Below are 25,182 nucleotides of genomic sequence, written 5' to 3' on the forward strand. Positions count from 1 at the left end.
AACTGACGGAACAGGCATGTTTTTTTATTATAAGAAAAATAATTGGATGAAGAAGAGAAGCGCGAATACATAGATGAGTGGATGGACACGCTCTTTTTGGATAGCTTTCATGATTGGATAGACGATGAAACCGAATGCGATACCGGTTGCGATGCTACCGGATAATGGCATGATCAAGATGACGAGGAAAGCCGTGAAGGCTTCGCTGAAGTCATCCCATGGAATCTGTTTGATGTTTTGAATCATGAAGGCACCGACTAAAATCAATGCTGGCGCAGTAATCGCAGGGACGCTCGAAATCGATTGAACGAACGGTCCAAAGACGGCAGATAATGCGAATAAAATCCCGACCGTCACGGATGTGAGTCCAGTCCGTCCACCAGCAGCAACACCCGCTGCAGATTCTACGTAAGCCGTTGTGGGACTTGTTCCGAACAATGAACCAGCGACCATCGCAGTCGAATCAGATAATAGGGCACGTTCGCTGTTTTTCAATGATCCATCTTCTTCAATCAATCCAGCCTGTTCTCCGACAGCGACCATCGTACCTGTCGTATCAAACATCGTCACGAGAACGAAGGAGAGGACACCGCTGAACAGACCGTATTGGAATACGTCTTGAATGGCGTTGAACGGATTCGTGATGATCAATCCTTCTGGTAACGTCGGTAACGCAACGAAGGAATCGGAAAACTTCAATTCACCTGTCAGGAATGCAATCAATCCAGAAAGGATCATGGCATATAAAATAGCACCTGGTACACGTTTGATCGTCAAGATGGCGGCAACTAATAGTCCGATGAGTGTGATCAATGCTTCTGGTGACGTCAATGCGCCAATCGTGACGAGTGTATCTTCACTAGCGACGAGAATTCCTGACATCTTCAGACCGAGTGAAGCAATGAAAAGACCAATTCCACCTGTGATCGCAAGCTTTAATGTCATCGGAATGATTTCAATCAGCTTCGTACGGATCGGTGAGAGTGATAACAATAAGAAAATGACACCAGCGACGAAGACAACTGAGAGTGCTGTCTGATAGGGAATCTTCTCACCAACGACAAGTGTATAAGTGAAATACGCATTGAGTCCCATTCCGGGTGCGACTGCGATCGGTAGATTCGCATAAAGCCCCATCAGGAGCGTACCAATCAATGTCGCGATGATCGTCGCAGAAAATGCTTGGGCTTGGGGGATACCGGCATCTGCTAAAATCGTTGGATTGACGAGCAGAATATATGCCATCGTAATGAACGTCACGAATCCAGCTTGGATTTCACGTTTTACGGTTGTTTGATGTGCGGCAAGTTTAAACATGGGTAAAAGGACCACCTTCATAACAAATTGATTAAAAAACGAACATTGATGATATTATAGTAAAATTCATTCGGAATCAAGTCGTAACAAAAAAGAATTTTTTATAGGAATCATGAAAGAGAATATCAGGAAATGATGTAAGCGGATTCAAGGTTATGATACGATTGATTACAAGAAAAAGGATGGGGGCGCCTTTCATGAAAAGTATCCGGACACGTTTGATTCGTCTCGTCGTCCTGGCGATCTTGATTCCGACAGCCCTCGCGACATCGATCTCCTACTTGTATGTACGGCACCAAAACATTGAACAGGCAGAACGTTCTAGCCTGAACGTGTTGACGCGAGGAAATACACAGGTGACCCATTACATAGAGGATATCCGCCGTCTCTCGACAAGTCTGTATGCGAATCGTTCGTTGATGAACATCATGCGCGTCGGAGCAGATCAGGAACTAGACGAATCTGATGGAGTCGTTTCGCGGGCGATGTTAGGTCTGTTTTTATCACGTCAGGATATCGAGCAGTTACATTTCGTCATCTTAAATGGTTATTCGGAGTATTCGGTCTACAACATGAAAACGACGAGTCGGGGAACGTTTGATTGGATGCAAGAAACGGATTATTTTCGATTGATGAAACAAAAAAGTGGCTGGTTGATTGACGGAGCGCACACGATTGAACCATACAATGTGCACACGATGATTCTTGATGAGAAACAAGTCGTCAGTTTTCGTTATCGCATCGATCGTGTCGAAACAGATGAGCCACTCGGCTTCCTTTCAGTGGATATTCCAGTCCGTGTATTCGAACAACAATTGAAACTGTTCGAGAATGATCCGGAAGAGTCGTTATGGTTGATGACAGAACAACATATTTTGGCACAGACTGGGGCAGAGATGGAACTACCGGTCGATCAATTCACTGGGCAGAGTGGGAGTTTACGTGTCGGAAAATCGTTCATCGTCTATTCGAAGACGATGACGAATGGCGTTCCACTCATACTCGTCAAACGGATTCCGTATGCGTCAGTCATCCAAGGGGCGAATGAAACGGCATTGATTCTTGTTTTGATTGGTTTAGTCTCACTGTTCGTCATGATCATTGCCGCAAGTCTCGTTGCCATGCAGATCACGAAACCAATCAAACAGTTGACAGCAAACGTCTGGAGAGTCGAACAAGGGGATTTATCAGCACCATTCGTTGCGACGACGAATGACGAGATTGGATTACTCAACCGTCAGTTCCAACGCATGATTCAACGGATTGATCGTTTAATCAAAAGGGAGTATCGACTGGCACTTGAAAACCGGACGAATGAGCTACGGGCATTACAATCTCAGCTCAATCCGCACTTCTTATTCAATGCCTTACAATCGATCGGAACGACGACGCTACAAGGAGACCGGAAGATCGCGTACCGCTCGATCACCGGATTATCACAAATGATGCGCTACTCGATGAATAATGAGCAGACGATCGTAACCCTAAAACAAGAAGTCGATCATCTTCAAGCGTATATTCGTTTGCAACAGCAACGTTTTCCGGAACGGTTCCGTTATATCGTTGACGTCCCGTGGCATCTCAATGACATTGAAGTGCCGAAGATGATCTTGCAACCGTTCGCTGAAAATTACTTCAAACACGGCTTTCGACAGCAATTAGCAGCGACAGAAAACTATCTCGCCTACAAAGTACGGACGGATGGTGGACGTCTCATCATTCAAATCGAGAATAGTGGCGCTATTCTTGAAACAGGACGACTTGAAGAGATTGATCGAAAAATGCGCATGCATCGTAACCCAGAAGATCTCGAGACGAGCGGCATTGGTCTCCATAATATTTATGAACGGCTCTTGATTTTTTACGGGGAGCAAGCAAATATGACGCTCTCTTCTTCAGCAGTAGAGGGAGGATTCAAAATCGTGATTCGGATTCCATATGAGAAGGGGGACTTGGCATGAACGTGTTGATCGTAGATGATGAACGACATGTACGGGAAGCGGTCAAATTGCTCGGAGAATGGGACAGTTGGCAGGTCTCACATATTTACGAGGCGGAACATGGGGAAGAAGCGAAACGATTACTGGATACTGGAACGATCGATTTAATGCTGACAGATGTCGAAATGCCTGGACTCGACGGATTAACATTACTAGAATGGACAAAAAATCATCATCCAAAGGTCGTCACGATCGTGCTGACAGGGTATGATGATTATACGTATATGCGACGTGCCATTTTGCATCAATCCTTTGATTATTTATTGAAGCCGGTTGATCCAGATGTACTCAATGATGCCTTGTCCCGCGCGATGGAATGTATCCATCCGGTAGTGGAATCAGGAGAAGCGATTGATCAAATCGCCAAATACATCGAAACGCATTATGCGGAAGAATTGACACTGCAATTCATGAGCGAACGGTTTTACTTGAGCCGAGAGTATATATCACGACGCTTCAAACAGCGTTTTTCCGTTAACTTATCTGATTACATCCAAACGATTCGCTTGAATCGAGCGAAGGAATTATTGAGTGAGACGGAAGCGCGCATTTACGAAATCGCACTTGAAGTCGGATATCAGGACGATAAGTATTTTCGGAAAGTGTTCAAAAAACAATTCGGTATGACACCGAATGAGTTTCGTGAATTGTTGTCGATTTAAACGACTATCGAGGAGGAATCGTACATGAGTGTACACATTAACGCAGCTGAAGGACAAATCGCCGAAACGGTCTTACTTCCAGGAGATCCATTACGTGCTAAATACATCGCCGAGACGTTTTTAGAGGATGTCGTTCTTTATAACGAAGTTCGAGGAATGTATGGCTTCACAGGTACTTATAAAGGGAAAAAAGTCTCTGTTCAAGGAACAGGTATGGGTGTACCATCGATGTCAATCTATGCGAACGAACTCGTTCAGTCATACGGTGCGAAGAACTTGATCCGTGTCGGAACTGCCGGTGGGATCACGCCAGACGTTAAAGTTCGTGACGTCGTCATCGCGATGAGCGCTTCGCATGACATGGCACAGAACCGTGTTCGTTTTAATGGACTAGACTATGCACCAACAGCTTCTTTTGATCTGTTGCATAAAGCATATACAGCAGCCAAAGAACAAGGTATCGATGCAAAAGTTGGTCAAATCTTCACGACGGATCAGTTCTATCAAGATGATTTCCATCACTTCAAAAAATGGGCAGATTTCGGATGCCTCGCGATCGAGATGGAAGCGGCAGGTCTTTACACACTTGCAGCAAAACATAAAGTAAACGCACTGACGATCTTGACGATTTCAGATCACCTGTTGACAGGTGAAGAAACGACATCGGAAGAGCGCCAGACGACATTCAACGATATGATGAAAGTCGCGCTCGAGACAGCGATTCAATTATAAGAAGTAAGACGGAGAAGCCTCTCCGTCTTTTTTCATATCGAAAAAGAGATATGGTAAGATAAAGGCAGTGTTATAGATCAGTTAAAGGGGAGATTCTCGGATGGAGACAACGATGACAGAGACAGTGCTTTCAGAGCGCCTTGAGACACAGCGTCACTTTTTCCAAACAGGTGCAACACGTAGTCTAGCTTTTCGCTTAAGCATGCTGACGTTCTTACGCCAAGCGATTGAAACGCATGAAGCCGCGATCTATGAGGCATTAAAACAAGATCTCAATAAAGGACAGCATGATGCTTTTACGACGGAAATCGGTTTCGTTTATGGAGAGATTCAACGGATGGAGCGACAACTCCGTCGACTGGCACGTCCAAAGCGTGTTGCAACACCGCTTCTGCATATCGGCTCAAAAAGTGAAATCCAGTACGAACCCTATGGCAACGTTCTTGTCATCGCGCCATGGAACTATCCTTTCCAGCTGGCACTTGCTCCGGTCATTGGTGCGATTGCAGCGGGGAATACGGTCGTCCTTAAACCATCCGAACTGACACCGAACGTCTCTCGTGTATTACGAGAAGTTTTTGAAACGGCATTCCATGAACGATTCGGAATCGTCATAGAAGGAGATGCTGAAGTCAGTAGCGCTTTACTAAACGAGCGTTTTGATTATATCTTCTTTACGGGTTCCACACGCGTCGGAAAAATCGTGCATCAGGCTGCGGCGAAGCATTTAACACCGGTCACACTTGAACTGGGTGGGAAATCACCGACGATCGTTCACAAGGATGCGGATCTTCGTCTAGCAGCGAAGCGGATCGCATGGGGAAAATGGCTGAATGCCGGACAAACATGTATTGCCCCGGATTACGTATTGATCCATGAAGACGTCAAAGAACGTTTCTTGCAGTTGATTGAAGAAGAAGCCTTCAAACAGTACGGGAATGGCGTCGGCGTCTCATCCTACGTCAAAATCGTATCGGACGATCATCTGAATCGCCTTAGCAGTTACTTGTCGCAAGGGACGATCGAATTCGGTGGACAAGTGGATCCGGAAACGCGTAAGATGGCGCCGACTGTCATGACGAATGTAGCGGTGGATGCTCCATTGATGCAAGACGAAATCTTCGGACCGATCTTGCCGGTATTGACATACCGTGAAGTCGAAGAGGTCATCGCGTTCGTTAACGATCGTGATAAGCCGCTTGCACTTTATCTGTTCACAGAGAACAAAGCCGTCGAACATCGTATCCTTGAACGGATTTCATTCGGTGGCGGATGTGTCAATGACACATTAATGCACGTCGCACAGCATCATCTACCATTTGGTGGAGTCGGGGCGAGTGGCATGGGTGGATATCATGGCAAGTATAGTTTCGAGACGTTCAGCCATCGTAAAGGAATCGTCAAAAACACGACGGCGTTCGATTTACCTTTCCGCTACATGCGAACAAATAGCAATTCCAAATGGATGCGCTTTTTGTTATGATGAGCTGTGATTAATTGACTTAAGAAGGAGCTCTTCACTTGAAAGATCAAGTAAAACAGTGGATGAAACGAACAGGCTTGATTGAACGCAGTCTGCGAACCATCATGAAAGTCTTTACGTGGTTGCCACAAAAATCAAATCGAGTCCTTTTCGAGAGTTTTCTCGGAAAGCAATATAGTGACAGTCCGCGTGCCATCTACGAATTGATGCGTACGATGCATCCGGAATGTGAGTTGATTTTTAGTAAACAACGAGGTGTTACGTTTCCGCCAGACGTCAAGACGGTAGATCGGTTGACGTTTCGCTGGATTTATTTGCTCGCGACGTCACGGGTCTGGGTATCAAACAGTCGGTTACCGAGTTGGTTGATCAAACCGAAAAAAACGTATTATCTCCAAACATGGCACGGCACACCGCTCAAAAAGCTCGCGCTTGATATGGATGATGTCCAAATGGCGAATACGACGACGGAGCGGTACAAGCAAGGATTTAAGCAAGAGACTGCAAAATGGTCCGGCTTAATTTCCCCGAATGCCTACTCTAGTTCAATCTTTCGGCGGGCATTTGCTTTTGAAGGTGAGATGCTAGAAATTGGATACCCTCGAAATGATATATTTTATCAAGAGGCACGGCATGCTAAAATCAAAGAAACGGTTTATCGCCACTATGAGATTGATTCTTCGAAAAAAGTCTTGCTGTATGCACCTACTTGGCGAGATAATGCGTTCGAAGGTCAAGGGAAATATTCATTTGAGCTGCCCTTTTCGTTAGAAGAATTTGAAAAGCGATTCGGGGATGAATATGTCCTGCTTATTCGAATGCACTATTTAGTCGGAAGTCGTCTCGACGTCACTGCTTATCCATCCGTTCGAAATGCATCGGACTACCCGGATATCGCGGAGCTCTATATGGCGTCAGACGCTTTGATCACGGATTATTCTTCTGTCATGTTCGATTTTGCGCATTTATCGCGTCCGATTTTATTCTATACGTATGACTTAGAACATTATCGCGATCAGTTGCGCGGATTTTACTTCGATTTTGAACAGGAGGCACCGGGACCATTATTATCCACTGAGACAGCACTATTTGAAGAATTGAATCAGTTGGATGATTGGCACACACGGTATGCGTCAGCATTCCGAGCGTTCCAAGAGACGTATTGTCAATGGGATGATGGGCAGGCTTCAGAACGGGCGATGAAGACGATCATAAAGAGAATTTACGGATAAAAGGGAGAGCAAAACCATGAAGAAGGTTATTACGTACGGAACATTTGATTTACTGCACTGGGGTCATATCAACATCTTGAAACGCGCAAAAGAGATGGGCGATTACCTCATCGTCGCGATTTCGACAGACGAATTCAATCGTTTAAAACATAAACAGTCTTACCATAACTTTGAGAATCGGAAGATGATCCTTGAAGCCATCCGTTATGTGGATGAAGTTATTCCAGAAAACAGCTGGGATCAAAAAGTAGAAGATGTGAAAAAACATGATGTTGATCTCTTCGTCATGGGTGACGACTGGAAAGGCGAGTTCGACTTCTTGAAAGAGCACTGTGAAGTCGTTTACCTCAGTCGGACTGAAGGCATCTCTACAAGCCAGATTAAAACGGAATTAGCTTCGAAGTGATTGAAGAGGAGACCACACGATCGACGTGCGGTCTTTCTTCGTAGAAGGGCAGGATGAAAGTGGTTAGAGAAGGAATCGTATGGGTCTATTTATTGTTGTTTCGTATTTGTTATGGTGTCTTTCGATGGCTACCGCTTCGACCAGTCACTTTGTTTTGGATGACGTATGGTGATAACGCAAAACCTGTTAATGATCGCTTAGCGCAGGAATTGCCAAGTGAGAAACGGTATCTGGTATATGATCATCATTTCATGAAGCAGCCGGATCTGTGGAAGTCAGATCGGACTCTTCGCTTTCGTCGTTTACGATTCGTTCGGTTAGCGTATTTGCTTGCGACCTCCCGGACGGTCTTCGTCGATAATTATGTCGCAGAATTCAGTGTCGCAACAACGCGACGAGGAACACGACGTATCCAGCTATGGCATGCGGCAGGAACATTAAAGCAGTTTGGACTGACCTCCTCCAAAAGTCTGTTCGTATCGGAGCGAGTACGAAATCGTTTTCGACGTGTTTATCAGGAATATGGTGATTTCATCGTGCCAGGGATGCGCTGTGCGACACAGTTCATGGCACCACACGACTTAAAACGATCTCATTTTAAACCATTCGGCATGCCACGAACGGACTATTGGTTTGATGAGGAGCAACGAAAACAGAAAACACTGGAATTAAGAAAACAATACGCAAAGACTGATCGTCGGATCTTATTGTATGCACCGACATACCGGGAATACAAAGGGACAGAAGATCATACGATTCAACAGTTCGAACGACTTGCTCAAGCGGGATGGACGATTCTCGTTAAATTACATCCAACGATTCGGTCTCTTTCTACCTATCGTTCTAGCCACATCCATCTTTTGGACGATACGTATCAGATCAATGATTACTTGCTGATCACTGATGTGCTCGTAACTGATTATTCTTCGATTCCATTTGAAAGCTGTCTCCTTAACATTCCAGCGTTCTTGTATACACCGGACATCGACACATACCGACAACTACCAGGGCTCGTGGATCAGTATCCGCAACCGCTACCTGTCCGCCAGACAGAACGGATGGAGCAGTTGATGGAGTGGATCACGTCTGATGTGATACTTGAAGAATGTCGTCAACACATGCAGAAGTTCCAACAGAACTGGTATGATCAGACGCCGGGTCAAGCAGTCAATCGAATTGTTGATCATTACTATGATATAAATCCATGACATCACTCCTGACGATTCCTTTTGTATTCTTAAAAGTAGTCGTCAGGTCATTTTAAAAATAATAATGTGAAATGTTGAACAAAGTTTGACAATCTTTTGAAAATCCATTCTTTTCGACTGTGATGTTCTATACTAAAAGCAGAAGAAGAGGAGAGGAGAAATGGATATGCTAACTTGTGGAACGACTGAAGCCAATACGTTCGTCTTATCACCCGAAACGCGAACGTTGCTTGAGAGCTTCATGACAGAAACGACGTTCAAAAAGGATTCCATTGTCTGTTGGGAAGGGGAAATGAACGATAAGTTGTTTTATGTGAAACAAGGAGGCGTCAAGCTATCGAAGTTGACGAAAAAAGGCAGTCCATTACTCATGTTTTTATATTTCAAAGGAGATTTGTTTGGCGAATTTGATGTGGGAGAAGCTTTTCCGAGTTCTTACAGTATTGAAACGATGGAAGATAGCATCATCGGATTCTTATCGAAAAACCAATTAGAAGAGCTCATGAAAAAAGATGGTGCCTTTGCGCTTGAGATCATGCGATGGCAAGCATTAATGCGGAAGCAAACGGAAACGAAATTACGTGACTTACTACTGTTTGGAAAACCAGGGGCATTAGCTTCGACGTTACTTCGCTTGATTGCGATGGAAGGGGAACAAGTAGGAGAAACGTATCGTCTTGCGAAGCGACCATCCGACGGTGAATTTGGTCAATTGATCGGTGCACCACGTGAAACCGTTAATCGTATGTTTTCTCAGTGGAAAAAAGAAGGGGTCATTTCGATGACAGCAAAAGAAATCATCATTCACGATCCGCAATATCTACGGGATCTGTGTCATTGTGAAGGGTGTCCAGCAGGGGTTTGTCGAATTTAATAAGATGTACGAATCATCCCGACGCGAAACAGGACTTTCCTGTCTCGCGTTATTTTTGTGTATAAAAGTTTTTTCTATGCTTGTTTAGATGTGAACTTTCTGTGTGTTTTCGAAATAAAAAGTGCGGAATTTTCATATTTAAAGTGATATTTATCACAGTTTCCAGACTTGCTGAATTCTTACAATAAAGACAAGTTCAGAGTAGGAAAGGAGTAATCACGATGAGTCAAAAGACAGAATCGAACCTAAAAGGAACATTCGTTGCCGTCCTGATCGTAGCAGGTGTCATCATCGGGATGTGGAGTTCAATCTTTCTATTGTTCATATCACGTTAAGGAGGAGTCACGATGCACATTCATCGTTTAGAAAAAATCTGGCTGATCTTCGGAGTAGCGATGCTAGCGGTCTTCTTGACCATCATCGGTGTATCCGCTTTTGCATCGGGGAATCAACCACCATCCGATGCGACATTGATTGATCCGACGAAAGTCGATCAGACGAAACCGTTTGATAAGCCAGGACTAAAAAAGATTGATGATGATCGATACGAAGCGGTCATCGTTTCACAAGCTTTTCAGTTTACACCAAAAGATATGGTCATACCTAAAGGGGCGACGGTCGATTTTCTCGTGACATCGAAGGACGTCGTTCATGGATTCGAAATCGTTAAGACGAACGTCAACATGATGGTCGTTCCCGGTCATATCAATTCGATTGAGTATACGTTCAAAGAGGCTGGCGAGTATCTCGTCGTCTGTAATGAATACTGTGGAAATGCTCATCATATGATGACAACGAAAATCAAGGTGGTGGAATAAGATGAATGCTATTTCAAACAAACTAAGACAGTTCGAGATGGAGCGTGGTCTACCCGCTACCGTCATCGGAGTCAAGGAAGCAAAACTGGCCTTCGCACATGTTAGTTTTTCACTTGTCGCCTTATTGATCGGTGGTCTATGTGGATTACTACAAACGATGGTACGGACAGGTGTCATTCCAGAAATCGCTGGAATCGGATACTATGAGCTTCTGACTGCACACGGATTGATGCTTGCCATCGTCTTTACGACGTTATTCATTTTTGGATTATTGTTCTCATTTTTAGGTCAATCGTTCGGACGCTTCGAAGAGTTTCCGCGACGTCTCGGATGGGTCGGGTTCTGGTTCATGATTCTTGGTGTCGTCCTCGTCACGTGGATGGTGCTTGCAGGTGAAGCTTCCGTCCTCTATACATTCTATGCACCACTCAAGGCACATCCTGTATTTTATATCGGACTCGTCATCTTCGTCGTTGGAACGTGGATCGCGTCTGGTGCGATGTTCCGTATGTATGCTGATTACAAGCGGGAACACCCTGGCGTTCATCCACCGCTTCAAGCCTACATGAGCATCATGACTGCCTTGTTGTGGGTGGTTGCGACACTCGGCGTAGCAGCAACGATTCTCTTTCAACTCCTTCCTTTATCTCTTGGTTGGACAGATAAGGTCGGAATCGAGCTGTCCCGAACGCTATTTTGGTACTTTGGTCATCCACTCGTCTATTTCTGGTTATTACCTGCCTACATCGTCTGGTATACGGTCATTCCAAAAATTGTTGGTGGGAAGATTTTTTCAGACGCGTTAGCACGCATGTCGTTCTTGTTATTCCTACTCTTTTCGTTCCCTGTTGGATTTCACCATCAATTGTTAGAGCCGGGGATTTCTGCTTTTTGGAAGTATGTCCAAGTCGTCTTGACATTCCTCGTCATCATCCCATCATTGATGACTGCCTTCTCGATGTTTGCGACATTCGAGCTAGCGGGTCGCCGTAAGGGAGCAACTGGCATATTTGGTTGGGTGAAGAAAATGCCATATCGCGATGTCCGGTTCCTTGCACCATTCATCGGGATGTTATTCTTCATTCCAGCAGGTGCAGGTGGTGTCATTAATGCATCGCATCAGCTGAACATCATCGTTCACAACACATTGTGGGTCACGGGACACTTTCATATCACGGTCGGTGCCGCCGTCGCACTGACGTTCTTCGGAACAGCCTACTGGCTTGTCCCGCTCTTACGTGGTCGAACGTTAACAGCAGCAATGAATCGTCTTGGACTCATCCAAACGGCTGCCTGGACGATCGGAATGCTCTTCATGTCGACGGCGATGCACATCTCAGGATTACTCGGTAATCCACGACGGACGGGACCAGCCACCTACTTCAAGGATTCAATCGTCGCTGACTGGATTCCATATCATGTCGCAATGGCGATCGGCGGAACGATTTTATTCATCTCGATTCTGCTATTCCTCTATGCGATGTTCCAACTTGCATTCCGAGCGCCAAAAGGAACGGAAGAATTTCCGATTGCTGAAACGGAAGAAGAAGCGATGGCAACGCCATTCTTCTTTGAAAATTGGAAGTTATGGATTTTCGTAACGTTCGCTTTGATTGCGTTTGCATACACGGTGCCGATTTGGCATATGATTGAAAATGCCCCTCCAGGCGCTCCCGGATGGAGACTCTGGTAAGACAATAAGGGGCTTCAAAAAAAGAATGACGCGTCTGTACACGCACTTTCCTCAGGCGAGACACAAGCCAGTTTTCCTGCTTCATTTAAGCAGGAAAGCGGGTCTTGTTCGTCTCTGACAACGCATAAATGCGTTTTTCCTGTAGGAGTTGCGTGTGACGCGTCATTCTTTTTATTACGAGATAAGGGAGGCAGATCATCAATCTGCCTCCCTTATCTTTGTAGAGACTGACTTTTGAGTCAGCCTCTTATTTGCGTGAGCTTAAGGAATAAGTAATGAAGGGCTAAATCTTATTTGACGAGATTATGCTTGAAGGCATAGACGACAGCTTGTGTACGGTCTACGACATCGAGTTTCGATAAGATGTTCGAGACGTGTGTTTTAACGGTTTTTAAGGAAATGAATAATTCGTCTGCGATTTCTTGGTTCGCCATACCACGAGCCATCAATTGAAGAACTTCCTGCTCACGTTCCGTCAAATCATCATGTAAGTGTGTCGTAGGACGACGAAGACGCTCCATCATTTTACCAGTCACTTGTGCTGCCATGACGGATTGACCGTTTGCCGTCTTGCGAATCGCTTCTGCGATGTCAAAGGCACTAGCCGTTTTTAAGACATAACTCATCGCACCGGCTTCAATGACAGGATAGACTTTCTCATCATCAAGAAAACTTGTCACGACGAGAATCTTTGCTTCCGGCCAGTCTTTACGGATCAGTCGCGTTCCTTCGACACCATCGACTGGTTCCATTACTAAATCCATCAAGATGACATCCGGTCGATGTTCAAGCGCAAGCAAGGCTCCTGCTTGACCATCCGACGCTTCGGCGACGACCTCGATGTCTGGTTGTGTGGAAAGGAAAGCAGACACACCGGCCCGGACCATCTCGTGATCATCTACTAATAATACGCGTATCATACTTGCACCATCCGATCTTTTCTAAGTTTGACTTCGATTTGGGTTCCTTGTCCCGGAACGCTGACGAGACGAATCGTTCCGCCCATCTCAGCCGTCCGTTCCCGCATCGAATTAATGCCATAAGAGGCAAGTTTTTTTTCATCAACGACGAATCCAACACCATCATCATTCATGCTCAGAATGATCGTTTCGTTGAATTGTCGGAGTTCGATATCCATATGAGACGCTTTCGCGTGACGTAATGCATTCGTCAATCCTTCTTGAACGATCCGGAATAACTCGTTTTCAATTTGTCGTGGAAGTGACATTTCTTCTAACTTCCAACTCAATTGTGTGGACTGCTTTCTAGATAATTCTTCGAGCAGTTGAGAAAGTCCTTGTTGTAACGTCATTCCTTCGAGTTCGACAGGGCGAAGCTGAAGTAAGAGGGAGCGCATTTCAGACTGCGCCGTTTGCGCCATCGTCTCGACCATCTCAATCTGTTTGGCAGCAGCTTCAGGTTGAGACAGAATCGTCTGTTTAGCTGCTGTCGTCATCATGGAGATGGCATAGAGCTGTTGCGAAACGGAATCGTGTAAATCACGTGCGAGTCGTTTTCGTTCTTCCGTGACGGCTTGAACTCTTACTTGTTCAACATGTTGCGGACGTGTACTGATTTTTTGGACGGTCTCGACTTGTTCGTCGATACGTTTTCCAATCCGCGACAAGCGCGTCAACGTATGAAAGTAGGGACCCGGAACGATCGTCACATCTTTTCCTTGTTCTAGTTCAATGATGGCAGTCGTGACACGTTTGAAGTCACGTCGTAAGAAAAAGTAATGCATGCTACCGATGGCAAGCGGTAGTAATAACGAGAGTCCGATAACGAGTAGAAGGACAGGGAAATCTTGTTGACGGACGAATAGGACATGCCAATCGACTTGTCGTGTACTTAAGAATAACAACGTTGTCATGACAGCCGTCAAAAAGCCCGTCATGACTTGGAGGGCAATGACACCAAGCGGGAATTGATCACGCTTCATATCGAAGACACCTCCACGTTGCCAATACCGAGCATGACATGAATGCGAACCTTACGCGTCGCTTCACCGTATTCTGGTGCCCGGAATTGAATACGTCGATTAAAGAAAGTCGGAATCCGGCGGATGTCCGTCTTGACGCTTCCGAAGCCGATTGACGTGTCGAGTGTATAGTCATAGCCGGACGGTAAAAGAATTCGGACGTCCCCGACGACACCACTGACGACGATCAATGTCTCACCTTCCGGGACGTAAGCGTGCGTCAAATCGATTTCTAAATCCTTGACGATGAACTGTTCGCTCAAATCCTGTAAGACGTACGGTGCATCGGCTTGAGTCGAGAAGGAGTAAGCGGGTTGAATCTTGATCCCTTCCTCTTCATATTGATGCGGAGCAATCCGTGAAAATAAAAATTCGCGAACAGAATGTCGTGTCACGAGAATGATCCCAAGATAGAGCAAGATACCAGCAATGACAAAACCGATGGCAGCCGAACTAAGGACGACGCCAGCAAGAATGATCGTACCGACGATGTAGAAGAGGATTGCTAATTTTTCATGATTACGTCGTCGGAAATGAATCCCGACATAATACAGCAGGAACGGAAATAAGACACCAAACAAGACATTTCCTGCACCGGACAGTAGGTCATAGAACAGACCGAGGGCGAACAGGATCGATACGTAACCGACCAGTTGTTTCGTACTTAATCGTCGCACGATCAATCTCCTTTCTAACATGACAAAGGGAGGCATACGCCTCCTTCATCATTAATTGCTTATTGGTGAATGCGACGCTCGAGTTCAGCGATACGCGCATCGATATCATCTTCATCAACGGCTGGTTGTTTTGCTTCAGGCTCTTCTGCCGTGAACGGATGTGCTTCTTCTTTTATAGTAGCATTTGGTTCGCGATCTAGCACCTGGTTCATCTTGTTTTTTAAGTTCGAGACGTTTTCGCGCATCATCCATTCGTACCGTTTGTTCTGTAAATCTTCGAGCTTTAACTTCAACTCGAGGGCTTCACGTTCCAATTCGTTCAGCTCGCGTTTCGTCTCAGCGACGAGTTCTTCGAAGAAGCGGTATTGCTCTCCGTAATGCTTCGATTCGATGGCTGCACGCTCAGCCAGTTGTTGTTCACCGGCTTCGTTTGCGATTTCGACTTGCTTGAAGCGTTTATCGGCTAAATCTTTCGCTTCCTCTTGTTTATGCGTTAATTCTTGCAGTAATGTCCGTTGACGCTCGAGTAGTCGATCAATCTCTTTTAAATCAGCTTCTGTAGATCGAATATGACGAACGAGCTTTTTAGCAGGTACTTCACCCTGTTCGGCTGCTTTTTTGACTTCTGTCATCATTTGTGTCGCAAAATCGTTAAGTTGATCAAATACGTTTTTCATGAAAAAATTCCTCCTTGAAAGTGGCGAATGATATCGGGTCACACATTTTGATTAGAAACGTTTTTCGTCTAAGTCTTTCCAGTCTGCTTCGAAATGTGTCGTTGATGTACGGCGACGGTTAAAGAGATCTTGAACATTGACACGCTGTAGTTTTATACGCATGTAACCGACGTACAATGCGATGGCTGCTGCGATTCCGATGACTGCCCAGATGTTCGAGAGGGCAAGTCCGATTCCGATGGCTGCTAGGAATCCGAAGCCGAGTTTCGCTGGCCATTTGTTCGATTGCATGAACTTACTGATCGAATAGAACGCGAGTAACGCCCCTAAGCCAAGTCCGATCATATGCGGTAATGTTCCGATGACGACGGCAAATAACGCCAGTCCGGCGAGAATCATCACCAGTTGTTTTCCTTTCGATTGCTTCATGAGGAAGCCTCCCTTGTGTTGATACCTTTATGATACGGGAGTCCTTTTATTCCGACGACACTCTTTGGACCGTATTTGCTCTCGGGCTTAAGGCGGAGAGAAGGTCTGACTTTAAGGGAAGCGCTATCAGCACCAATGATTCATGTGATACTCTATAAGGGAATCGAATCGAGAGGAGTGATGTTGATGAGTGCAACAATCAACGTAAATCAAGTAACATGTGTCGGAAACCAGGGAGGGGTTTCCCTCCCTTAAAATCAGAGGAGGAAACCATTTGAACGAATGGGGTACACCACCTGTCTACGAAACGACAGGAACAGAACGATTAGGACGGATTACAGCTGTCTATCAAACACACTATCGCGTCATGACGGAAACAGGAGAATCGCTCAGCGAACTGTCTGGTAAGTTGCGTTTTCAATCGGGAACAAAAGCTGAATTGCCGGCGGTTGGAGACTGGATCATCCAAACAGAACGAGAACCGGGGAAGGGACGGATCGAGCGTGTCTTGCCACGATCTTCTCAATTTTCCCGAAAAGCGGCAGGAACGGAGACCGAGGAACAAATCATCTGCGCGAATGTCGACGTTGCCTTGCTCGTCATGGCTTTTGGACATGACTTCAACGTCCGTCGACTGGAACGTTATTTAACGGTTGCTTGGGATGCAGGGGTGACACCAATCATCGTCCTGACGAAAAAAAGTTTGATGCCGTCGATTGAAACGGAACTGCAGGCTGTCGAAGCGATTGCGTTCGGAACACCAATCCTTGCCGTTGATTCTTTGACCGGCGACGGATTAGAGGAGTTGCGTGAACAGTTACAAATCAAGCAGACAATCGTGTTAGTTGGATCGTCCGGCGTCGGGAAGTCGACGCTCGTCAATGCTTTAGCTGGAGAACAGCTAATGGAGACGGGTGGCGTACGAGAAGACGATGAACGCGGACGTCACACGACAACACATCGCGAACTGAAACGACTATCGAACGGTCTACTGCTCGTTGATACACCGGGGATGCGAGAATTGGCCTTATGGGATGGAAGTGACGGTTTATCGTCGACGTTTTCCGATATTGAGGAGCTTGCTGAAAACTGTCGTTTCCGAGACTGTGAACATGATAAGGAACCGGGCTGTGCCGTTCGGACAGCTTTAGAAGATGGCACACTAACTGCTGAACGCTGGAATAGCTTCGTCAAGCTAAAACGAGAAATCGCTTATGCGGAACGCAAGCAAAATTTGGCGTTGCAGGCGGCGGAGAAAGAAAAGTGGAAAAAAATCCACAAGCAGGCCCAGGCGCATACGAAAGTGAAGTATCAAAAGCGATAATACGACTGAAATAGGAAAAGCATCTGCAACGGAAAAAGGAGTCTCTTTTTCTATGCAGATGCTTTTTTCTCGTTATTCTTTTGAAAGTGATTCATTTGTTTCTGTATGGAACGGCACGTTACCCGTCAACGCATCAAGACGATGTAAGTCGGATTGAATCGCTTCAGGGTCACTTCGGCGCGCGTTTCGTACCGTGGCCGTTCCGACCGGATGATCGTTGAATCCAGTCGTTAAATCAAACGTCCGATTCGACAGCCGATCGGTAAAATAACGATCGTGAGAGACGAAGAGGAGCTCACCAGGGAAAACATCGAGGGCGGCTTCGATTTGTTCACGAGTCGCAAGGTCCAAATAGTTCGTTGGTTCATCGAGAATAAGCAAGTGAGCACCAGAAAAATACAGACGTAAGAAAGCGATCCGACATTTCTCACCCATACTAGCGTCGGAAATCGACCGGTAAACATCATCGCGACGGAATAAAAAACAGGCGAGCAACGTCCGGGCGTCCGTCTCACTCATCGTGCCGTACTCAAGTAATGCCTCTAACAACGTACCGGATGTCGGTAAGTGGGAGAGGGCTTGTGAAAAATAGCCGGTCTTCAATCGAGGATGACGGATTACGTTCCCCTGATGAGGAGCATATTCGCCCTCGATGAGACGCAGTAAGGTCGTTTTCCCGCTTCCATTCGGTCCGATGACAGCAATTCGGTCACCACGTTCTACCGTAAACGAAACGTCGTTTAGGATCGGTTTCGTCTCATGCATGAATGAGACACGTTCGAACGAAATCAGTCGTTTCGCACGAATCGCTTCATGTTCGAATGTGACGTGAACAGTCGGTGCAACCTGTGGTTTTTGTACACGATCCTCGAGTAGACGCTCGAGTTGCTGCTCTTTTGCCTTGACCTTCGTCGCATGTTTAGCAGCCTTCTTTTTCGCATACGGATCCCGTTCACTCGCTTGATTCGAGGCTTTTTGATGCCATTGTCGGTATCCTTGAATCATGCGTGTCAGCTCTTTACGGGTGCGTTCTTGTTTTTCGTACGCTCGTTGTTGCGACAGAGCTTGATGTTCCTTTTGTTCTTTATAGGACTGGTAGTTTCCGCTGTATCGCGTTGCCCCTGATTCGGATAATTCAATGACGGCATCAGCCGTTGCGTCGATGAAGAATCGTTCGTGTGAGACGTAGAGAATCGAGGTCCGTGACATGTTGACCCATTCCGTGAGCCATTCGAGTGTCTCTTGATCCAGATGATTTGTCGGTTCATCGAGAATGATGAAATCAGGTCGTGACAGAAGCAGGCAGGCAAGTTGGAGGCGCGTCTGTTCACCACCGCTTAAACTGGATGCTTTGTGTGTCCAGAGTGCTTCCTCTAATTTGACTTCTTTTAAGACGCGTGCTGCATCTGCTTCAAGCGAGAAGGCGTCCTGATCGAGTGCTTGTTGATAGATCGTCAAGTCACCATTCATGGCATTAGCGCGAAGTTGATAACGAACCGCATCCGCTCGTTCGACGACATCAAGAACGGTGTGATCGCCCGCTACGAAGTGTTGTGATAGTAGACCGAGTTTTTTGTAATGACGCTTGATCGAACCGTCAGTCGGCTGAAGTTGGTCAGCGATCAAGTGTAACAGTGTCGTTTTTCCGATACCGTTCGGACCGATCAAGGCGACATGTTCACCGGTATGAATATGAAAAGAAACGTCCGAGAAAAGACGTCGTTCGTCGTAGTCCATCGATAGGTGTTGGATCGTAAGTGTTTCAGTAGGCATAAAAGCAGCTCCTTTAGTGTTCATTTCCGATAAGATGAAATGAAAAACACACCATCCGAAGCGAGCGGATGGTGTGCCGGAGTGTAACTCAAAGAAGGTGCTGGCCAGAGGTTGGTCACACCGAAAAAGAGCAGACTCGTAGCGTCAGACATCCGCAACTGCATTGCGAAAGAGATGATTTCATTCATCAAGCGACGTGTACGAGTGATTGCTTCATTTCGGTGTTGTACCTCCTGTTCATAGTCTATGCCGTCATTGTAACAAAATGGAAACGTTAACACAAGTACGATTCAAGTAAGGTTTGCGCAGTATCCGTTTCTTCTGATGAAGGGGGAAGCACATCAGTTAACGGATATGCAAGACCGAGGTTTTCCCACTTATAGACACCGAGTTGATGATACGGGAGTACTTCGACGCGCTCGACGTTTCCGAGCGTCCGGATGAACTCGCCGGTCTGACGGAGGAAATGTTCTGACATCGTAATACCTGGAACGAGGACGTGGCGAATCCAGACGGGAATGTTTCGCTCGGCTAGGCGTTTTGCGAAGGCGAGTGTATTGGCGTTACTCCGTCCAGTCAAGACGCGACAAGCGGCATCGTCGATATGTTTGATATCGAGCAGTACTAGATCCGTCGCATCGAGAATCGCATCGATGTTTTTCGGGACGACGGATCCCGCGGTATCGATGACCGTATGCAGTCCATTTCGTTTTGCTTCTGTTAAAGCAGCCTCCAAGAATTCTGGCTGAGCGAGCGGTTCACCTCCAGAGAAGGTGATTCCGCCACCCGTGGCCTCGAAAAAGGAGCGATAGCTGATCGCTTCTTTTACGACTTCGTCTGCTGAGACACGCCGTCCGCAACCGAACTCCCATGTATCCACGTTATGACAGTATTGACATCGTAGTGGACATCCTTGCGTAAAGACGATGAATCGAATGCCAGGACCATCGACTGTTCCACATGATTCAACGGAATGGATCATACCATAGGTCATCCTGCTCACTTCCTTTCACATACTACACATCATTTTAGAGAGAACCGTGGAACGTTCGATTGATGACATCGATCTGTTGTTCACGCGTCAGTTTAATGAAGTTGACGGCATAACCGGATACTCGAATCGTTAACTGTGGATATTGTTCTGGATGCTCCATGGCATCGAGTAACGTCTCACGGTCAAAGACGTTGACATTCAAATGGTGTCCTTTTGACGTCGTACCGCCCATATATCCGTCAAGTAATCCGACTGTATTGCGAATGCGTGTGGCTTCATCCTTACCAAGTGCTTTTGGCACGATCGAGAACGTGTAGGAAATCCCGTCGAGCGCATGTTCATATGGTAATTTTCCGACAGATGTCAGTGCGGCGACAGCTCCTCTAGTGTCACGTCCATGCATCGGGTTAGCACCCGGTGCGAATGGTTCACCCGCACGGCGTCCATCTGGCGTATTTCCTGTTTTTTTACCGTAGACGACGTTTGAAGTAATCGTCAGGACAGACTGCGTCGGAAGGGCATTGCGATACGTTGGATGTTTACGGATTTTCTCCATGAACAGTGTGACGAGATCGACTGCCATCTGATCGACCCGTTCATCGTTATTCCCGAACTTCGGAAACTCGCCTTCGATCTTGAAATCAACTGCAATCCCATCTGCATCTCGGATTGGACGAACTGTTGCGTAACGGATGGCAGATAGACTGTCAGCGACGACCGATAAACCAGCGATACCGCATGCCATCGTCCGTAAGATTTCCGGATCATGTAACGCCATTTCAATCCGTTCGTAGCTGTACTTATCATGCATGTAGTGGATGACATTCAGTGTGTTGACGTACAGCTCTGCGAGCCAATCGAGTTGACGATCATAAGCCGCCATGACGGTTTCGTAATCGAGTACTTCATCAAGCATCAATGGACTTGCTGGGGCGACTTGAATTTTGAGCTTCTCGTCCATTCCGCCATTGATCGTATAAAGTAATGCTTTTGCCAGGTTTGCTCGCGCACCGAAGAACTGCATCTGTTTCCCGATCTTCATCGCGGAGACACAACAAGCGATGCCGTAATCATCTCCATAAACCGGTAACATCAAATCATCGTTTTCATATTGAATCGAGCTTGAAACGATCGACATCTTCGCACAGAATTCCTTGAATCCGCGTGGAAGCTGAGTAGACCAGAGAACGGTTAGATTCGGTTCCGGTGCCGGACCAAGTGTCGAGAGTGTGTGTAAGAAGCGGAATGAACTTTTCGTGACGTTTGATCGTCCATCTTCACTCATTCCACCGATTGATTCCGTTACCCACGTCGGATCACCTGAGAACAGATCGTTGTAGTCTGGTGTCCGTAAGAACTTAACAATCCGAAGCTTCATGACGAAATGATCGACGAGCTCTTGTGCAGTCTCTTCCGTCAAACGACCAGTCGCAAGATCACGTTCGACATAAATATCAAGGAACGTCGAGACTCGACCGAGTGACATGGCTGCCCCGTTTTGCTCTTTGATGGCAGCAAGATAGGCAAGATAGACCCACTGGAATGCTTCTTGTGCTGTTTCGGCAGGGCGGGAGAGATCGAAACCATAGCGAGCTCCAAGCTCGGTCAATTCCGTTAATGCGCGCAACTGTTCATTCATCTCTTCACGGTCGCGAATCATCGATTCAGATAAGAATCCGCCACGTGCCTTTAAATCCTTCTTACGTTCTTCGATCAAGCGTGCCGTTCCGTACAAAGCAACACGACGATAGTCACCGATGATCCGTCCGCGACCATAAGCATCAGGTAATCCGGTGATAATACCGGCTTTACGTGCAGCGCGCATCTCAGGGGTATAAGCATCAAAAACCCCTTGGTTATGTGTCTTCCGGTACTCGCTGAAAGTTTTCGTGACGGTCTCGTCTGCTTCAAAGCCATACGCAGCTAGGGCATCATTCACCATCCGAATCCCACCGTTCGGATGAATCGAACGTTTAAACGGTTCGTCTGTCTGTAAACCAACGATTTTTTCGAGTGAGCGATTCAGATACCCTGCATCATGCGAGAGGATCGTTGATGGTGTTTTAGCATCGACGGCATATACACCACCACGTTGTCGCTCTTCATTCGTCAGCTGTAGAATTTGTTGCCAGAGCTGTTCCGTCGCTTGCGTCGGACCGACTAAAAAGTGATCATCTCCTGTATATTCCGTGCGATTGAGTCGGATGAAGTCTGCGACATCGATCGTCTTTACCCATTCACCAGACGTAAAGTTCGTCCAAGCACTCGTTTTTTCTAATAACATGGATACCACTCCTTTAATATTGAGCTAATGATCAGTTCCTTATGTGAATAGTGTAACAAAAGCAAAGGGCGATTCCCTTTACGTTCATGTGAATGTTTTAACAAGTGAACAAACGTTGATATGACGGGCTTTCTTTATTTCTGTATTCATATAAACATAGTTCAGAAAAAACAGTTTAGTGTTGCTAATCCAAGGTTTTTTGGAAACTGTATGAGTTGATTTGAAAAAGATTCACTAGAACAGTTGAAACTGTGAGGAATGTCACGCTACGGTGCCTTGTATTTTTAAGACGTATCGTTGACAATGAAAAAGGGAATACAGAACGTGGAGGTGTGCCAAATGGAGTATGTATCATTAACACAACAAGGAGAGTATCAGTCAGGAGACTGGGTCTCGCTGAAAATCGGATCGGACGGTTCAACGCGAACGGGAATGATCACGGAATTCGAAAATGATGGATTCTGGATTCGGTTTGAAGATGATTTTGATTATGAAGACTTTATCGGCTATGATGAATCGTATTGGATTGCGCTTGTTCGTCGTCCGGTTGACGTAAAAGCGACGTATGCGAGTCTTGCGGAGTACCCGGCACTCGCTGCAGAATTACAGGATCGTGTCATCCAAGGATTCGAAATTTTAGAAGAAGAAGCCGGTGAAGGCGAGATTCGCTTCCACATTCGATTGCTCGACGCAGGAAATGAATATACACAGACATTACGGGGATACCGTGATGCATCAGGAGATCATGTCGAATACGTAACGGCATGATGGAATTAAGAGAGTAGGAGAAATCGTTATGAACTTTACAAAACCATTTTTACAGGAAGCATGGGAACGCGCACGCTTTACCGAGTTGATGCCTGTTCAAGAACAAGCGATTCCGTTGTTGCGCGAAGGAAAAGATGTCCTGGCTGAAGCGCCAACAGGAACAGGGAAGACGCTTGCTTATGTCATTCCAGCTTTAGAAAAGATTGAAGTAGAAGAACCACACGTACAAGTCGTGATCACGGCACCCACACGGGAACTCGTCATGCAAATTCATCAAGTCATTCAATTGTTTGCTCAAGGAAGTGGTATCAAATCCGGTGCATTCATTGGTGGTGTTGAATTAAAACGACAATATGAACGATTGAAGAAAAAACCACAAATCATTGTTGGTACACCTGGGCGTCTCGTGGAGTTGATCGATTCGAAGAAGCTGAAAATGCATAAGGTGAAATTGATCGTCTTGGACGAAGCGGATCAAATCTATGAGAGTGGTATGAGTGACTCGGCGACGCGAATCGCAAACAGTGCACTACGCGATCGACAACTGGCATTCGTCTCCGCGACATTGCCGGAACGGACAGCAGAATGGGGACGGACGCTTGCAAACAACCCTGAGACGATTCGGGTTGAGCGTGCCGTCAGCACCCAAGTGACATTCGGTTATTTGGAGACTTCACGTCGTCAGAAGCCGGAGTTGTTACGTCGCCTGGCGAACATGCAAGGATCAAAAGTACTGACATTCATCAATAACCGTTCCTTCCTCGGACCATTGAATGGCGAGTTGAGTAAATTCTCATTGAAATACCGGATTTTAGATGCTGAAAAAGGAAAACGAGAGCGGATGGAGACGTTACGTTCTTATAAAAAGGGAGAGTTTCCGTTACTCGTCACGACAGGTCTTGCTGCACGTGGTCTAGATATCGAAGCAGTCACGCATGTCGTCCATTATGATTTGCCGGAGTCGCTTGACGATTTCGTACACCGTTCAGGTCGGACGGGACGTGGAAACGCGAACGGAATGGTACTTGCTCTTGTGACAGATCAAGACTTAAAACACTTAAAAACACTTGCGAAGCAAATGGGAGTCGAGATGGAAGCGATGGAAATTTACCGTGGGGAAGTCATTCCAAAACGTGAATTCACAGCACCTCAGACGATTAAACGACCGGCTACTCCTCACCGGAAAGGGCGATCGAAATGAAGAACGATCGAAAAGTAATTCCGTTTCCGACGACGGTTTCTGAAGCGGAAATGAATGCAGCCTTGAAGAAGATGTATCAAGAAGCAGCGACAGCGCGTAGTACGGATTGGGTCGCTTTCATTGAAGAGATTGCGACGGAGGGACGTTGGTATTTAAAAGATGCTGAATTGTTCCGGGACTTATTTGTAGATTGGGCAATCTTCTATGAGACGGATGATCAAGGAAAAACGCCGCACGGTCGTTTTCTTGAGCAGGTCAAAGAAGAGTTATCGCCTAGTCTCTACCGCGCCTTGCGTGGATTAGCGGACCCGATGCCTTCGTTGTTTCAAGTCGAGGCGGATGGTGTCGTTGATTTAATGTCAAAACAGACGTATCAAACGGATTTGTCTGAGATTGAAGTCGAACCTGGTGATTTGTTGATTGGGAAACTGCTCTACATTTCTGGGAAATGGCGCTTTGCGATTGCCTATATGAAAGTAGCGCGCGCACTGGTACCAGAAGTCCTCGCTTTGTTGACGGACTTCGTGGATGAAGTAGGAGAAGACGCGTTGCTTCGTCAGTATCCAGAATTTTGTGCGGAATTGATTGACTTACTCCTCGATATCGAAGAAGGCAATATTGCACCGAGACCAGAAGAATAATCGAAAAA

Annotated in this window: 25 protein-coding genes; 15 read left to right on the plus strand and 10 right to left on the minus strand. The window is 46.2% G+C overall.

All coding sequences use genetic code 11. The annotated features are described in order from the left end of the window. Positions 1–27: 27 nt before the first annotated feature. Positions 28–1,317: an NCS2 family permease gene (locus K7G97_RS03270; protein ID WP_029340854.1), complete on the minus strand. Its 1,290-nt coding sequence runs from the start codon at positions 1,315–1,317 to the stop codon at positions 28–30. A 197-nt stretch (positions 1,318–1,514) separates the two neighbouring features. On the opposite strand from K7G97_RS03270, the gene K7G97_RS03275 reads away from it, so the two are divergent. The 11 genes from K7G97_RS03275 to K7G97_RS03325 all read left to right on the plus strand — a co-directional run bounded on the left by K7G97_RS03275 (position 1,515) and on the right by K7G97_RS03325 (position 12,425). Beyond that, entirely contained in the window at positions 1,515–3,278 is a 1,764-nt protein-coding gene (locus tag K7G97_RS03275) for a sensor histidine kinase (protein WP_215085329.1), read from the plus strand. After that, the gene (locus K7G97_RS03280) at positions 3,275–3,979 is read left to right on the plus strand and encodes a response regulator transcription factor (protein ID WP_023467243.1); all 705 of its coding nucleotides are present in this window, start codon (positions 3,275–3,277) and stop codon (positions 3,977–3,979) included. The genes K7G97_RS03275 and K7G97_RS03280 overlap by 4 nt, the downstream gene beginning before the upstream one ends. Positions 3,980–4,003: 24 nt before the next feature. Continuing rightward, positions 4,004–4,711 carry a purine-nucleoside phosphorylase gene (gene deoD, locus K7G97_RS03285; protein ID WP_023467244.1) on the plus strand — a complete coding sequence of 236 codons (708 nt, stop codon included), beginning with the start codon at positions 4,004–4,006 and terminating at the stop codon, positions 4,709–4,711. A gap of 100 nt (positions 4,712–4,811) precedes the next feature. Next, positions 4,812–6,194 (plus strand): aldehyde dehydrogenase, encoded by a 1,383-nt coding sequence (locus K7G97_RS03290; RefSeq protein WP_214728510.1) that lies wholly within the window; start codon positions 4,812–4,814, stop codon positions 6,192–6,194. 62 nt (positions 6,195–6,256) lie between these two features. Continuing rightward, the gene (locus tag K7G97_RS03295) at positions 6,257–7,426 is read left to right on the plus strand and encodes a CDP-glycerol glycerophosphotransferase family protein (RefSeq protein WP_223041976.1); all 1,170 of its coding nucleotides are present in this window, start codon (positions 6,257–6,259) and stop codon (positions 7,424–7,426) included. A gap of 16 nt (positions 7,427–7,442) precedes the next feature. Then, positions 7,443–7,832, plus strand: a complete 390-nt coding sequence (gene tagD, locus K7G97_RS03300) for a glycerol-3-phosphate cytidylyltransferase (RefSeq protein ID WP_050678243.1) — start codon at positions 7,443–7,445, stop codon at positions 7,830–7,832. Positions 7,833–7,885: 53 nt separating this feature from the next. Continuing rightward, positions 7,886–9,040 carry a CDP-glycerol glycerophosphotransferase family protein gene (locus tag K7G97_RS03305; protein ID WP_223041373.1) on the plus strand — a complete coding sequence of 385 codons (1,155 nt, stop codon included), beginning with the start codon at positions 7,886–7,888 and terminating at the stop codon, positions 9,038–9,040. A 160-nt stretch (positions 9,041–9,200) separates the two neighbouring features. Further along, entirely contained in the window at positions 9,201–9,914 is a 714-nt protein-coding gene (locus K7G97_RS03310; protein ID WP_231884726.1) for a Crp/Fnr family transcriptional regulator, read from the plus strand. A 221-nt stretch (positions 9,915–10,135) separates the two neighbouring features. Continuing rightward, entirely contained in the window at positions 10,136–10,249 is a 114-nt protein-coding gene (locus K7G97_RS03315) for a hypothetical protein (protein ID WP_023467253.1), read from the plus strand. A gap of 12 nt (positions 10,250–10,261) precedes the next feature. Next, positions 10,262–10,732: a cytochrome c oxidase subunit II gene (locus K7G97_RS03320; protein WP_223041374.1), complete on the plus strand. Its 471-nt coding sequence runs from the start codon at positions 10,262–10,264 to the stop codon at positions 10,730–10,732. A 1-nt stretch (position 10,733) separates the two neighbouring features. Beyond that, entirely contained in the window at positions 10,734–12,425 is a 1,692-nt protein-coding gene (locus K7G97_RS03325; protein ID WP_223041375.1) for a b(o/a)3-type cytochrome-c oxidase subunit 1, read from the plus strand. 290 nt (positions 12,426–12,715) lie between these two features. On the opposite strand, the gene K7G97_RS03330 is transcribed toward K7G97_RS03325, so the two are convergent. From K7G97_RS03330 to K7G97_RS03350, 5 genes are read right to left on the minus strand one after another with little or no spacing between them, the layout of a single operon-like run. After that, complete coding sequence (locus K7G97_RS03330; protein WP_023467256.1) at positions 12,716–13,345, minus strand: response regulator; 630 nt, start codon at positions 13,343–13,345, stop codon at positions 12,716–12,718. Next, positions 13,342–14,367: a sensor histidine kinase gene (locus K7G97_RS03335; protein ID WP_034785901.1), complete on the minus strand. Its 1,026-nt coding sequence runs from the start codon at positions 14,365–14,367 to the stop codon at positions 13,342–13,344. Before K7G97_RS03335 ends, K7G97_RS03330 begins: the two co-directional genes overlap by 4 nt. Continuing rightward, positions 14,364–15,083, minus strand: a complete 720-nt coding sequence (liaF, locus tag K7G97_RS03340; RefSeq protein ID WP_029340864.1) for a cell wall-active antibiotics response protein LiaF — start codon at positions 15,081–15,083, stop codon at positions 14,364–14,366. Before liaF ends, K7G97_RS03335 begins: the two co-directional genes overlap by 4 nt. 59 nt (positions 15,084–15,142) lie before the next feature. Continuing rightward, positions 15,143–15,760, minus strand: a complete 618-nt coding sequence (locus K7G97_RS03345) for a PspA/IM30 family protein (RefSeq protein ID WP_029340865.1) — start codon at positions 15,758–15,760, stop codon at positions 15,143–15,145. A 51-nt stretch (positions 15,761–15,811) separates the two neighbouring features. Then, positions 15,812–16,189: a lmo0954 family membrane protein gene (locus K7G97_RS03350; protein ID WP_223041376.1), complete on the minus strand. Its 378-nt coding sequence runs from the start codon at positions 16,187–16,189 to the stop codon at positions 15,812–15,814. 274 nt (positions 16,190–16,463) lie between these two features. Between K7G97_RS03350 and rsgA the strand changes: the two genes are divergently transcribed. Continuing rightward, on the plus strand, positions 16,464–17,513 hold the full coding sequence (gene rsgA, locus K7G97_RS03355) for a ribosome small subunit-dependent GTPase A (protein ID WP_262415789.1): 1,050 nt from the start codon (positions 16,464–16,466) through the stop codon (positions 17,511–17,513). A gap of 72 nt (positions 17,514–17,585) precedes the next feature. Here the strand turns inward: rsgA and abc-f are convergent, their stop codons facing one another. The 4 genes from abc-f to pflB all read right to left on the minus strand — a co-directional run bounded on the left by abc-f (position 17,586) and on the right by pflB (position 22,564). Next, entirely contained in the window at positions 17,586–19,286 is a 1,701-nt protein-coding gene (gene abc-f / locus K7G97_RS03360; protein ID WP_223041377.1) for a ribosomal protection-like ABC-F family protein, read from the minus strand. A 20-nt stretch (positions 19,287–19,306) separates the two neighbouring features. Next, a complete protein-coding gene (locus tag K7G97_RS03365; RefSeq protein ID WP_158408684.1) occupies positions 19,307–19,474 on the minus strand; it encodes a hypothetical protein in 168 nt (55 codons plus the stop codon). Between the two features lie 86 nt (positions 19,475–19,560). Beyond that, positions 19,561–20,280 carry a pyruvate formate-lyase-activating protein gene (pflA, locus tag K7G97_RS03370; protein ID WP_223041378.1) on the minus strand — a complete coding sequence of 240 codons (720 nt, stop codon included), beginning with the start codon at positions 20,278–20,280 and terminating at the stop codon, positions 19,561–19,563. 34 nt (positions 20,281–20,314) lie between these two features. Further along, positions 20,315–22,564, minus strand: coding sequence for a formate C-acetyltransferase (pflB, locus tag K7G97_RS03375; protein ID WP_223041379.1), 2,250 nt, complete (start codon positions 22,562–22,564; stop codon positions 20,315–20,317). Positions 22,565–22,903: 339 nt separating this feature from the next. On the opposite strand from pflB, the gene K7G97_RS03380 reads away from it, so the two are divergent. From K7G97_RS03380 to K7G97_RS03390, 3 genes are read left to right on the plus strand one after another with little or no spacing between them, the layout of a single operon-like run. Further along, complete coding sequence (locus K7G97_RS03380) at positions 22,904–23,332, plus strand: hypothetical protein (RefSeq protein WP_058704982.1); 429 nt, start codon at positions 22,904–22,906, stop codon at positions 23,330–23,332. Positions 23,333–23,360: 28 nt separating this feature from the next. Beyond that, a complete protein-coding gene (locus K7G97_RS03385) occupies positions 23,361–24,533 on the plus strand; it encodes a DEAD/DEAH box helicase (protein WP_023467266.1) in 1,173 nt (390 codons plus the stop codon). Further along, complete coding sequence (locus K7G97_RS03390) at positions 24,530–25,174, plus strand: hypothetical protein (RefSeq protein ID WP_023467267.1); 645 nt, start codon at positions 24,530–24,532, stop codon at positions 25,172–25,174. The genes K7G97_RS03385 and K7G97_RS03390 overlap by 4 nt, the downstream gene beginning before the upstream one ends. The last annotated feature ends 8 nt before the right edge of the window (positions 25,175–25,182 follow it).

The organism is Exiguobacterium acetylicum (assembly GCF_019890935.1).
Taxonomy (GTDB): Bacteria; Bacillota; Bacilli; order Exiguobacteriales; family Exiguobacteriaceae; genus Exiguobacterium_A; species Exiguobacterium_A abrahamii.